We start from the raw sequence: 12,671 nt of genomic DNA, 5'->3' as shown, positions 1-12,671 counted from the left end.
CGCTGACCAGCGCCTTCAGCTCGGCCGGCGACAGCGCGTCAGGATCGGCGGGCGGGACCATGCGCCCGAGCGAATCAGACCAGCCGCCACCTGGGAAGGGCAAACTGCACCCTCGCCACAGGTTTTGCCCCTCTTACGCAGGGTATTGCTAAGTTGTTGTGGCGTGGTCGCGCTGGGTTGAGCGGGACGCTGGCTTGCGTCGGCACACTGCCGTCCGGGCGCACGTCTCCTGCCGCCAGACCTGGAATGCCTCGACGCGGGCACGCCGGTACTGTGCGGCGGTCACGAGGTGCCGCCGCGGACGGAAGTGACCGTAGATCATGCTGTGCGCCGGCAGGAACCACTGGGCCTGCCTGGGTGACTTGAACCGCTGCATCTGGCGCTCCCGGCGCCGGGTCGGGCGATGCGAGTTCTCGGCACGATTGTTGAGGTACCGGCTGGTCCGGTGCCGCACATCAGGCAGGACCTCGCGCTTCGCCGTGCCGTAGCTGCGCAGGCCATCCGTGACGATGCGCTTCGGCTTGTACTCCAGTCCGGTCAGCAGGCGCTTGAAGAAGCGCTTCGCCGCGGTCGCGTTCCGCCGCCCCTGCACAAGGATGTCGAGCAAGACCCCGTGCTGATCCACCGCGCGCCAGAGGTCATGCAGCACGCCGCTGATCCGCAGGAAGACGTCATCGAGGTGCCAGGTGTCGCCCGGCTTCGGTCGGCGTCGGCGCAGCTTCCAGGCGATGTCGGTCCCAAACCTCAGGCCCCACTGCCGAATGCTCTCGTGCGTGACCGTGATCCCGCGCTCGGCCAGGATCAGCTCGACATCTCGCAGGCTGAGGCTGAAGACATGATATAGCCATACGGCGGGGCTGATGATCTCGGCAGGGAAGCGGTATCCGGGGTAGGTGGCGAGCTCAGGCTGCATCAGCCCAGCTTGGCCCAGCCACTGCGTTCCAGACAGAGACCGCCAACTTGGCAATGCCTGCTGGATGGCACCGCGCACCGCGCCGTGTCCCGAGCACGGCCTCACGCCCAACCGGTGTTGACGCGAGTGAACCGCTCCTGCAAAGTTTTGGGAACATTGCACTGCCGGGAGTACGCCAGCGCGCCGCCTAGGGCCCGAAACCCAAGGAGAGTGGATGCGCTGCCAGCCAACAAATACCGTCGTTGTACGCGAGGTACGTGATCCGAGCCGCTGGCCCGATGCCGAAGCGGTCCGTCCGGCCTATCGTTGCATAGACGTCCGTCCATGACCGGGACGTCGTCAGCAGCCCCAGCATTGCCCCGTCGCGGCTCCGCCATCCCCATTGCTACCACAATGCGTCGAATCGGGGTGTCCAAGCGAACGGGGTCGGGGACCGGCTTGCGTATGACGCATGGGGCTGCCCGGGCATCCGCCCGCAACAATGACCATCCGCCGGAGAATTGGGTGTGAGCGACCTGCACTATCTCACGATAGCCGAAGCGGCGCAGCGAATCGCTGCACGCGACCTCTCGCCGGTGGATCTCACTTGCGCATTCCTGGACCGGATTGCCGCGGTCGATGGGGCATTGAACAGCTTCATCGCCGTGACGGCAGACCTCGCTCTGGCAGCAGCGCGGCAGACGGAAGCGGAGATCATGGCCGGCCGCCATCGGGGTCCGCTGCATGGCGTGCCCTACGCGCTGAAGGACATCTACGACACGGGCGGCATCGCCACCACCGGCCATTCCGCACGCTGCAAGGACCGCATCCCGGTCGGGGACGCACCCGTGGTGGCGCGGTTGCGCGAGGCGGGTGGCGTGCTGCTGGGTAAGCTGGCCACGCATGAATTCGCAACCGGCGGCCCTTCCTGGGATCTTCCCTGGCCGCCGGCGCGCAACCCATGGGACCTCACGCGCTTCCCGGGCGGCTCTTCCTCCGGCTCGGGCGCTGCCGTCGCAGCGGGCCTGGCGCCCGGCGCCATGGGTTCCGATACCGGCGGCTCCATTCGCCTGCCTGCCGCCTTCTGCGGCACGGCGGGCATCAAGCCGACCTACGGCCGGGTCAGCAAGCGCGGCGTGCTGCCGCTGTCCTTCACGCTCGACAACGCCGGTCCGCTCGCCTGGACGGTGGAGGACTGCGCCATCATGCTGCAGGCCATCGCCGGCCACGATTCGCTCGACCCGGCGAGTGCCGAGGTACCGGTGCCCGACTACGGCGCTTCCCTGCGACAGGGCGTGAAAGGCCTGCGCATCGGCCTGGTGCGCCACTGGTATGAGACCGAGGGCCGGGCCACCGCTGAGGTTGTCGCCGCGATGGACACCACGGCGGAGGTACTGCGATCGCTTGGCGCCGAGGTACGCGAGGTCACGCTGCGGCCGCTCGCCGAGTACCAATCCTGCATGCGGCTGATCACCTTGTCGGAGTCCTTCTCCATTCACGGTGACCGGCTGCGCGAACATCCCGGCGACTACGGCGAGGTCTTCCGCTATCGTATCATCCCGGGCGCCTTCGTTCCTGCCACCGACTACGTGCAGGCATTGCGCCAGCAGCGCATTCTCGCGCAGGGGATGTTCGACGCCCTGCTCGAGGTGGACGCACTCATCACAGCCTCCACATGGGGCGAGGCGCCGGTGATGGCGGCGATGCGGGCGGAGGCGAATTTCGCATCACCGCCGCTGACCAACCCGTTCAACGTGTCGCAGCTGCCTACGCTCTCGCTGTGCAACGGCTTCTCCGCCAATGGCCTGCCGCTTTCCCTGCAGATCGCCGGCAGGGCCTTCGACGAGGCGACCGTGTTCCGTATCGGCCATGCCTATGAGGCGGCGACGTCCTGGCGCGCACAGCGCCCGGCAGTACCGTCTACGCCCGTGCGCGACACTCCCGTGGACCAAGCCGCACCGCCACCGGCAGAGGCGACACGAGCGATCTATGCGGCGCTCGCGACGCAGGCTGCACTGCCGCTGGACGCGCGGCAGTTCGCCCAGGCCTGCGAGGCGATTCCACATGTCGAGGCTATGGGCGCGGTCATGCCACGCACTCTGCCCTTCGGCGCCGAGCTTGCCACCACCTTCGCCTTCGACGGGGAATGACCGAAATGCCCGACACCGCCCCCGCCGCGCTCCACCACCTGACAATTGCCGAGGCCGCGCGCCTGATCGCGGCGAGGAAGCTCTCCCCGGTTGAGCTGACCCGTGCCTTCCTGACACGGATCGAGGCGGTCGATCCGCAGCTCAATGCCTATCTGCTGGTGACCGCGGAACAGGCACTGGACCAGGCTCGCCAGGCCGAGAGTGACATCATGGCCGGCGATCACCGCGGCCCGCTGCACGGTATCCCCTATGCGCTGAAGGACATCTACTGCACGGCAGGCATTCGGACGACCGGCCATTCGCGCAGTGCGCAGGACTTCGTGCCTACCGAAGATGCCGACACGGTCGCACGGCTGAAGGCGGCAGGTGCCGTGCTGCTCGGCAAGCTCGCCACGCATGAGTTCGCGCATGGCGGGCCAAGCTTCGATCTGCCCTGGCCGCCGGCGCGCAACCCATGGGACCGCGATCGCTTCACCGGCGGGTCGTCATCCGGCTCCGGCGCGGCAGTGGCAGCGGGGCTCGCCATGGGCGCACTCGGCTCCGACACCGGCGGGTCCATCCGCAATCCCGCGGCGCTCTGCGGCCTGGTCGGGCTCAAGCCGACCTATGGACTCATCAGCAGGCGGGGCATCTGGACCAACAGCTTTTCCTTTGACCACGCCGGTCCGATGACCTGGACCGTCGAGGATTGCGCGCTGATACTGCGGTCACTCGCCGGCCATGACCCGCTCGACCCCGCCAGCGCGGCACGGCCGGTGCCGGACTACCTTGCCGCTCTGACCGGGGACATCCGTGGCCTGCGCATCGGCCTGCTGCGCCACCAGTTCGAGGTGGAGGTGCCGGTGCCCCCGGTGGTGCGGGAGGCAATGGAGGCGGCGCTGGATGTCCTTCGTGGCCTCGGCGCCGAGGTGGAGGAGGTGCGCATCCGCCCAGCGCAGGATTATGCTGATGTGAAGATCATCGGTGCCGAGAGCGAGCTCTACGCCGTGCATGAGGCAGGGCTGCGGGCGAACCCCGGCGTGTTCGGCGAGGATTTTCTCGGCCGATCCCTCGCCGCCGTGTTGATCCGCGCCGAGGATTACGTGAACTCCCAGCGCGAGCGGCGCACCATGGTGGCAGAGGTGAAGCCGCTCTGGGCACGCTACGATGCGCTGATCACCGCCGGCCCAGGCCCCGCGCCCTTACTCGATGCCTGGCGGACGATTCAGTTCTGGCAGAAGGCGTCGCTGACCACACCCTTCAACGTGCTCGGTGGGCCGGCGCTTGCGCAATGTATCGGCTTCAGTGCCGAGGGGCTGCCGCTCTCCATGCAGGTGATCGGCCGTCCCTTCGCCGACGCGACCGTGCTGCGCATCGCCGACGCCTATGAGCGTGCGACGCCCTGGCGCGGACGGCGACCAGCCCTCGACGAGGCGGCATCCTTCTCCACGGCACTGCCGCCGGTGCCTGAGCCGACGCCGGCCGCGATTCCGGCCGCTGAGCGTGACGGCATTGCGCTCGTCGCGCGCCGGGCGGGGCTGACGCTCGACGAACGTCAGTTCGAGTTGCTTTGCGCGGCGGCACCCTACGTCCGCGCCATGGCCGGCCGGCTGCGCACGCCGCGAGGCTTTGCAGGGGATACGTCCAACGTATTCCGCTTCACGGGATACCGCGGGATCTGAAAGGCGTACGACGCCGGACGGCACGAGGGGCCGTCCGCACGAACGCGCCCGCTCCCGAGGAAACGCCAGGTCCCACACCCAGGCCTCCCCGTTTCGCCGGCGTCTGCCGGAAACGCAGCACCAAGCGCGCGACCCCGGGGTTGGCCAAGCCGTATGACAAGGAAAGCAACATCGATGAATGATCTGACACGCCGAAACACTCTGGGGTTGGGCGCCGCGCTGGCTGCCGGGGCTTTTGCGCCTTCCTCGGCACAGGCGGCCTCCGGAGGCGAATTGCGCATCGGCATGACCCTGGCCGACATCCCGACCGCGCGCGGTGCGCCGGATCAGGGCGGTGAGGGCATTCGTTGGATGGGGTTCACCATCTTCGACTCGCTCGTCTACTGGAACCTGAACCAGGAGCAATCGATCCCCGAAATCGTGCCCGCGTTGGCGGAGCGCTACTATCCAAGCCCGGAGGATCCGAAGGAGTGGATCTTCGAACTGCGCCGTGGCGTGAAGTTCCATGACGGGTCGCCCTTCAATGCCGACGCGGTGATCTGGAATATCGAGAAGCTGCTGAAGCGCGATGCGCCGCAGTACGACCCGCAGCAGAACATGACGCTGTCGTTTCGCATTCCAAGTGTGAGGACCTGGCGCAAGATCGACGACTTCAAGGTTGCCATCGGCAGCATGGCACCCGATGCTTCCATGCCGGACCAGGTGGTATTCTTGCACATCTCAAGCCCGGCCCAATGGCAGAAGCTCGGCGGGTGGGACGGGTTCAGTCGCCAGCCTTCCGGCACCGGCCCCTTCCGCGTGCAGGAAATCGTGCCGCGGCAGCGCGCCGTGCTGGTGCGCAACGACGACTACTGGGATCAATCCCGCCGACCGAAGCTGGACCGCCTGCTGCTGCTGCCGATCCCGGACGCCAACATCCGCGTCGCCGCGCTGCTGACCAACCAGGTCAACTTCATCGAGGCGCCGCCGCCCGACGGCATCCCGCGTCTACGCTCTGCGGGAATGGTCATCAAGACCAACCCCTATCCGCATGTCTGGCCCTATATCCTGCGGCAGTCCGGCGAGAACACGCCATTGTCCGATGTGCGGGTTCGCCAGGCGTTGAACCTGGCGATCAACCGAGAGGAGATGGTTGAACTTCTCGGTGGGATGGCTGAGCCGGCCCGCGGCATGGTCCTCCCCGACAGCCCCTGGTTCGGCAATCCGAAGTTCGAGGTCCGATATGACCCCGCTGCAGCGCGGCGGTTGCTGGCGGAAGCGGGCTATGGGCCAGGCAATCCGCTGCGCGTCAGGTTTATGATCTCCGCCTCGGGCTCCGGCCAGATGCAGCCGCTGCCGATGAACGAGTTCGTGCAGCAGAACCTGCGGGAAGTGGGCGTGGACCTCAGCTTCGAGGTCGTGGAATGGAACGCCATGCGCGGCCAGCGCAGCAAGGGGCCACTTGACCCCAGCGCGCGGTCCGTGCACGCCTTGAACAATAGCATGGGCACCTCGACGCCCTTCGATGCCTTCGCCCGTCACTTCAGCTGCGAGGCGGCACCACCGCGCGGGATGAACTGGGCCGGCGTCTGCGATGAGAAGCTCCAGACGCTGCTCGATCAGGCTTCAAGCACTTTCGATACCGCGGAGCGCGACAAGATCGTTGCGCGGATTCACGAACATGTCGTGGACAACGCCTACTGGCTTTGGGTCGTACACGACGTGAACCCGCGCGCCCTGCGGCCAGAGGTGCGGGGATTCTCCCAGGCGAAGAGCTGGTACCAGGACCTGACACAAGTGTATGTCCAGCGCTGAGCAAAGGGCAGAGTCACGCGCGTCCCGGAAAGGGAGCAGCCCAACTTGCCGTCAGCCCCAGATGCAACACGAATGTATTCACGCGGCAGGGCGAGGCGAGAGTCTCGCCCAGCTGGCTGAGGTACTAGGAGACCTGTGCGCGGATGTGTTGATACGGCTCGGTCCTGAGTTGTTCAGGATGTCTGGTCTATCGGACAGCCCTTCGCAGGTGATCTTGCTGTTGGCGCGACGGTGCATCGCGCTGCGGGTGAGCTCGCGGCGGTTCAAGCTGCTGTCGGGCGCAGCAGTGTCACCGAGCGTCGAAGATTGTAGGCGATGGCGGTGAGGCGGACCTGAAGGCCTGCCTTGGCCAGCCCTCGCCATCGCATGCGCCGCAGACCATAGCTCTTTCCAGGTGCCGAAGATCTTCTCGATCCGGCAGCGGACACGCTGGATCTCGTAGTTCCAGCGGCGGAGCTTACGGTAAGCGAGGCCTACGGGCCCTCGCGGCCTTCGCTTGACGTTGTGCCGTCTTCTTCGGCGGCCCAGCGCCACGGCATGAGTTCGCCGATGCGGCTGTTTGGCCAGCCGTTCACGAGGCAGGTCAGCACCTCGGCGAAGTAGCACTGCGGGTCGACGCCGTTGAGCTTGCACGTCTCCACGAGTGATGCGACGGCCGCCCATCTTGCGCCGCCGTCGTCATCCGAGGCGAACAGCGCATTCTTGCGGCTAAGGCAAATCGGGCGGATGGCGCGCTCCACGGTGTTCGTGTCGAGCTCGATCCTGCCGTCGTCGAGGAACCGCACCAGGCCCTCGCGGTGGTTCAGCGCGTAGCGGATCGCCTCCGCGGTCGGGCTGCTGCCGGGCAGCCGCGCGAGCTGTGCCGAGAGCCAGGCGAACAGGTCCTCGACGAGGGAGCGGCTCCCTCCTGCCGGACGGCACGGCGGATGTCGGGCGGCTTGCCGCGTACCTCCGTCTCGATCGCGTAGAGCGCGGCGACCCTCTGCAACGTCTCCTGCGCGATCGGCGCCGTCTTGCCCCTGGCGAACTCGATGAACTGCCGCCGCAGGTGCGACCAGCAGAATGCCAGCGTGATGCCCTCGCTGGCCGCGGCAAGCGTCTTGTAGACACCGTAGCCGTCGCACTGCAGGACCCCGCGGTAGCCGGCCAGCAGGTCCTTCGCGTGCTCGGCGCCGCGGTCAGGCGCGTAGTGGAACACCACCGCCGGCGGGTCCGCCCCACCCCAGGGCCGGTCGTCGCGCGCGATCGCCCAGGCGTAGCCCTTCTTGGTCTTGCCGCGACCGGGATCCAGCACCGGCATGGTGGTCTCGTCGGCGAACAGCCGCGGCGAGGCGAGCAGGATCTCTCGCATGCGCCGGACCACAGGGACGATCTCCAGTGCGCCCGTGCCGGTCCGGTCGGCCAGCACCTCGCGGCCGATCTCAATCCCCTGCCGCACCAGGATCTGCGACTGGCGATACAGCGGCAGATGGTCGGCGTAGCGGGAGGCGAGGACTTGGGCGACGGTTGCCTCGGTCGGCACCCGCCCTCGATCAGGCGGGCCGGCGCGGGCGCCTGCAGGACCACGCCGGGGCAGGCCCGGCAGGCGAGCTTCGGCCGCTTCGTCACGATCACCCGGAACCTCGCCGGGATCACGTCGAGCCGCTCCGCGGCGTCGGCGCCGATCTCGACCAGCGGGCCCGCGCAGCAAGGGCAGGCCGTCGCCTCGGGCGCCAGCACCACCTCGACCCGCGGCAGGTGCGCGGGCAGCCGGCCGCGGCCGGCCCGACGGCGCTTGGCCTGGTTGTCGCGGAGCGTCGGTGACGCCTTGCCCGCCTCGGCCGCGTTGCCGGCCAGCGTCGCCTCGATCTCCTCGAACGCGAACAGCAGTTGGTCTTCGGGCAGGCGTTCCGACTTCGTCCCGAACTGTCGACGCTTCAGCTTCAGCAGCAGGTGCTGGGGACGCTCATTCTGGCTCGCCAGGGCGTCGCGCTCGGCCACCAGCGTGTCGACCTCCGCCAAGGTCTCGAGCAACAGCGCGCGCGGCGCCGCGGGGTCCTCCGACAGTGTCGGCGTGCTGTCTCCCGCGGCGCGCATCACGCGGCGATTCTATGCAGGCGCGCTCGGCGTGGGAATCTCCCGACCGGCCCCAACCCGACGCCAGTCGATCCCGTCGAACAGCGCGGCGAACTCCAGCGGCGTCAGACGCACCACGCCATCTACGATCGCTGGCCAGCGAAACGCGCTGCCCTCCAATTGCTTCCAGACCAGAACCAGGCCGCTCCCGTCCCAGAGGAGGATCTTGATGCGGTCAGCCCGGCGCGAGCGGAACACCAGCACCGCGCCCGAGAATGGATCAGCGCCCAGCACCTCGGCTGCCAACGCCGCCAGGCTGTGCGCGCCCTTGCGGAAGTCCACGGGCTTCGTCGCCAGCAGGAGCCGTGCACCGGCCGGCGGCGCGATCATGCCGCCGACGCCCGGATCGCCCGCAGCACCGCCGTCAGCAGCTCGCAGTCGATGCCGGGTTCGACGCGCAGCACCGCGCCAGCGAGCCTCACCTCGATCGCCGACGCCGTGTGGGCCGGCGCAGCGGTCGGTGCGGGTGTTGGCGCCGGCGCCTCCGCCACCATCGGCACGAAGTCCAGACGCGCAGCGGCACCGGCACGCATCTCCCGCCGCCACGTGAACACCTGCTGCGAACAGACCCGCCAGCGCCGCGCCACCTCCGCCACCACCGCACCAGGCTCCCGGTGCAAGGCAGTGCCTTGCACCCGCCACGATCCGCGCCTTGTCGTCGTCAGACCATGTCCGCCGGCGTCCAGGTCCGGTCAGGACCTCGACCCGGCGATACCTGCCACCCTTCGCGTCGTCATTAACGTCGACCATAACGTCAGCCCGAAGCTCCCCGACCCAGGCCGACCCAGCACATTCACCGCCCGCGCCGGAAGACGGGCCTCGTCGCCGCGCTTACGCTGCAAAGGCTGGAACGGACGATGGAAGCGGTGGTAGGCGCGATGGAGGTGCTCGGAGACCTCCTGATGGCCAAGAAGCCAGATCCCCTGCTGACGAAACTCGCCTAGGCTGCAGAGGCCGGGACTGCCAGGTCGAAGCTGGCCATCTGGATGACGGAGAACCACGCCGGCTCGCCGGCGCCCAGAACCACTCGCCATGCAGCGCTGAGACGCCGGCAATCATCTACGCCCGGCCTCCATGCGGTCTCCACCAGGGGCCAGGTAAGCCCGCTCGGCCAAGAGCCGCGCCGGCCCGCCCAGATAGCCCTAACCGGTGGCCTTCCGGTAGGCCAGGACAGAAGGCAACAGCAGGTGCTGCGGCCAGGACGACATGCGCTGCAGCTACTCGCTCGTGCCCTGCGCCGTCTGCCTGCTCCAACACGGCGCCTTCAGGCTGCGGCCGCTGTCGCCTCAAGCCGATAGCAACCGCCGGGCGCGGTCAGCAGCAGCTGCGGATGAGCCGGTTTGGCTTCGATCTTCTGCCGCAGGCGGTAGATGTGGGTCTCCAGCGTGTGGGTGGTGACCGCGCTGTTGTAGCCCCACACCTCGTTCAGCAGGATCTGCCGCGGCACCGGCCTTCCGCCGGCGCGATAGAGGAACTTCAGGATGTTGCTCTCCTTGTCGGTGAGCCGCACCTTGCGGTTCCGCGCCGGCTCCAGCAGCAGCCGCGCGCTCGGACGGAACATGTACGGCCCGACGGTGAAGACCGCGTCTTCCGAATTGTCGAACACGCGGAGCTGGGCGCGGACCCGTGCCAGCAGCTCGTTCAGCCGGAACGGCTTGGCAATGTAGTCGTTGGCGCCGGCGTCGAGGCCACGCACCACATCCTGTTCGCCATCCGCCCCGGTCAGCATGATGACCGGCATCGTCATGCCGTCGCGCCGCAGCTTGGCGCAGAGGTCGCGGCCGTCGCCGTCGGGCAGGCCGATGTCGAGCAGGATGGCATCGTAGCGTGCGTCAGCGGCGCCGAGCATCGCCTCGGCATCAGCTGCACTCACCGCCTCACCGGGGAGGAAGCTGCCGTCGGCGATCAGTTGCTCGGCCAGGGTTGCGCGGAGTGCGGCGTCGTCTTCGACGATGAGGATGGGGCGGGCGGACATGGAACCTCCAGACGGATACTGCTTCACCGCGCCATATCATTTTTAAGACGACGGCGCTTCTTGAGGGTTGATAAACCAAATAGGAGATGTAGACAGCATAAAATATTCGGAAATGATACAAATCGCATTTATGTGATGTAAGCCCTATGGCGATCCGCTAGGATCCTGGAGCTTGCCGCCGCATGGCCACCGTGACCTCCAACACACCGCTGTCTGAGATCATCCCGGCTACCGGCCTGCCGAGGCGCAGCAGGATCTCGCCGCGTGGTTCGTGTGAGGGTTTGACCAGCGGCGGCGGACCAGGTGGCACCGAGTCTTGAGTGAGGATCACTGCCACCGGGGCCTCGGAGTTGCGTTCGAAGTGACAGGTTGAGGGAGCCGAGGCCGGATAACGCCCGCTCGTCGAACACTTCCGGAGATTAATCGCTCCCGTTGTACGCTTGCCAGCCGCACCACCGGAAACTACCCGCCTCAGATTGTGTCCCGCCCCGTGCCGGGAGCTGTCTCGTGATAGCGCGACGCGAAGTTATCGCCAGCCTGGCCGGCGCCACGGGGTTGGCCCTGGCGCATCCAGCCCTGGCCGAGCCCTGGCCGGCGAAGCCCATCCGTGTCGTGGCGCCCTACCCACCCGGCGGCGCCACCGACATCACGGCCCGCATCTATGGGCGGCATCTCCAGCAGAGCCTCGGGCAGCCAATCGTCATCGAGAATAGAGCCGGGGCCGGCGGCGAACTTGGGGCGGAGTTCGTTGCGCGGGCGGCGCCGGACGGCTACACCCTGCTCTTCGGCGCGATCGGCAGCCTCGCTATCCACGCCGTCATTCCCTCACAACGGCCTCCGTATGCGCTGTTCGCCGCATTCGTCGGCGTCTCAATGGGCAGTTCCGTTCCCCTGGCCGTCGCGGTGCGCGACACTCTCGGCGTGAGTTCGCTGGAGGAGCTGTTAGCCATGGCCAGGGCAAGGCCAGGCTCTCTCACCTACGGCTCCGCCGGCAACGGGTCCACACAGCACCTCACAGGCGAGCATTTCAAGCAGCGGGCCAAGGTCGACCTGCTCCACGTGCCGTACCGCGGCAGCGGGCCGGCCGTGAATGACCTGCTGGGCGGCCAGATTGATTTGGCGTTCGAGACGCTGCCGGCGCTTTCCCCTGCGATACTGAGCGGCAGGATCAGGCTGCTCGCGGTGACCAGTGCGGTACGCGCCGCGATGATGCCGGAGACGCCTACTCTGGACGAGCTGGGCCTGAAGGGGTTCGACGTGAGCACGCTCTACGGGCTGCTGGCGCCGCGCGGCACCCCGGAGGCGATCGTCGAGCGACTGTCCCACGCCATGCAGGAAATCGCGCGCATGCCGGAGGTCCGGACGCAACTGGCCAGCCAGGGGGCGGAGGCGGTGGCCTCCACGCCCGCGGAGACCGATGCCTTGGTCCGCCGCGAAGTGAACAAGTGGAGCGAGGTTGCCTCTTCTGCCAAGCTGGACTGATGGGAGGCGCGACGGCCTGCACAGCTGGTGTCGGCCGGGGCGGGAGACGGTGGTGACGCCGGTGCAGGACGACGAGGCGGCACTCCCCAGACGGGCCGATCCGGCGTTACTGGAGGCCCTGGCGAGAGCCTTCCGGTACCAGCGGCTGCTGGACGAGGGACGGTACGCCCCGATCAGCGAGATGGCGGCCGCGGAGCGAGCGTGGCTACCTCGGCACGCTGCTACGCTTAACGCTGCTGGCACCGGACCTCGTCGAGGCAATCCTCGACGGGCGGCAGCCAGAGGGCATGGATCTGCCGTGGCTCCAGGCCCGTTCCCGATGGGATGGTCCGCGCAGCGCAAGGCGGTCGAGTCTAGAGCAGTTTTGCCCTGATCAGACCCACATCGGGCGGTCAATAGCTGCAAGGTGGATGGCGCGGTAATCTTTCCCGACATCGTCAAAGTTCGACTGAACCCGTCAAGCCCGAAAGTGCTCTAGGGCGGAATCCGATCATTCTGGTTCATAGCCTGCGGCGGTGAAGTAGTTTCGGCACTCTTCCGGGGTAAAGCGTGGCAGGGCGTCGCGGATGGCATCCCAGAGCCCGTCGATGGTCCGCGCGGCG

8 protein-coding genes and 2 pseudogenes are annotated in these 12,671 nt (G+C 67.6%); 4 read left to right on the top strand and 6 right to left on the bottom strand.

Annotation, left to right across the window (positions count from 1 at the left end; all coding sequences use genetic code 11):
- Nucleotides 1–148: 148 nt before the first annotated feature.
- On the bottom strand, nucleotides 149–913 hold the full coding sequence (locus H7965_RS25905; protein WP_229682797.1) for an IS6 family transposase: 765 nt from the start codon (nucleotides 911–913) through the stop codon (nucleotides 149–151).
- Between the two features lie 506 nt (nucleotides 914–1,419).
- Between H7965_RS25905 and H7965_RS25900 the strand changes: the two genes are divergently transcribed.
- The 3 genes from H7965_RS25900 to H7965_RS25890 all read left to right on the top strand — a co-directional run bounded on the left by H7965_RS25900 (nucleotide 1,420) and on the right by H7965_RS25890 (nucleotide 6,497).
- Entirely contained in the window at nucleotides 1,420–3,042 is a 1,623-nt protein-coding gene (locus H7965_RS25900) for an amidase (protein ID WP_229682798.1), read from the top strand.
- Between the two features lie 5 nt (nucleotides 3,043–3,047).
- Complete coding sequence (locus H7965_RS25895) at nucleotides 3,048–4,703, top strand: amidase (protein WP_186773440.1); 1,656 nt, start codon at nucleotides 3,048–3,050, stop codon at nucleotides 4,701–4,703.
- Between the two features lie 207 nt (nucleotides 4,704–4,910).
- Entirely contained in the window at nucleotides 4,911–6,497 is a 1,587-nt protein-coding gene (locus H7965_RS25890) for an ABC transporter substrate-binding protein (protein ID WP_229682799.1), read from the top strand.
- A 473-nt stretch (nucleotides 6,498–6,970) separates the two neighbouring features.
- Here H7965_RS25890 and tnpC read toward each other — a convergent pair.
- The 4 genes and pseudogenes from tnpC to H7965_RS25865 form a co-directional block, all read right to left on the bottom strand.
- Nucleotides 6,971–8,573: pseudogene (gene tnpC, locus H7965_RS25880) on the bottom strand (IS66 family transposase).
- 12 nt (nucleotides 8,574–8,585) lie between these two features.
- Nucleotides 8,586–8,942 carry an IS66 family insertion sequence element accessory protein TnpB gene (gene tnpB / locus H7965_RS25875; RefSeq protein WP_186773438.1) on the bottom strand — a complete coding sequence of 119 codons (357 nt, stop codon included), beginning with the start codon at nucleotides 8,940–8,942 and terminating at the stop codon, nucleotides 8,586–8,588.
- A complete protein-coding gene (locus H7965_RS25870) occupies nucleotides 8,939–9,247 on the bottom strand; it encodes a transposase (RefSeq protein ID WP_186773437.1) in 309 nt (102 codons plus the stop codon). Before H7965_RS25870 ends, tnpB begins: the two co-directional genes overlap by 4 nt.
- A 629-nt stretch (nucleotides 9,248–9,876) precedes the next feature.
- Entirely contained in the window at nucleotides 9,877–10,587 is a 711-nt protein-coding gene (locus H7965_RS25865) for a response regulator transcription factor (protein ID WP_186773436.1), read from the bottom strand.
- Nucleotides 10,588–11,142: 555 nt separating this feature from the next.
- Here H7965_RS25865 and H7965_RS25860 point away from each other — a divergent pair.
- Complete coding sequence (locus tag H7965_RS25860; RefSeq protein ID WP_222440819.1) at nucleotides 11,143–12,069, top strand: Bug family tripartite tricarboxylate transporter substrate binding protein; 927 nt, start codon at nucleotides 11,143–11,145, stop codon at nucleotides 12,067–12,069.
- A gap of 490 nt (nucleotides 12,070–12,559) precedes the next feature.
- Here H7965_RS25860 and H7965_RS31365 read toward each other — a convergent pair.
- A pseudogene (locus H7965_RS31365) lies at nucleotides 12,560–12,671 on the bottom strand (IS630 family transposase); the annotation flags it as partial.

This window comes from Siccirubricoccus deserti, assembly GCF_014283215.1.
Taxonomy (GTDB): Bacteria; Pseudomonadota; Alphaproteobacteria; order Acetobacterales; family Acetobacteraceae; genus Siccirubricoccus; species Siccirubricoccus deserti.
The sequence above is the reverse complement of the archived record's forward strand: the minus strand, read 5'-3'. Positions and strand labels throughout refer to the sequence as shown.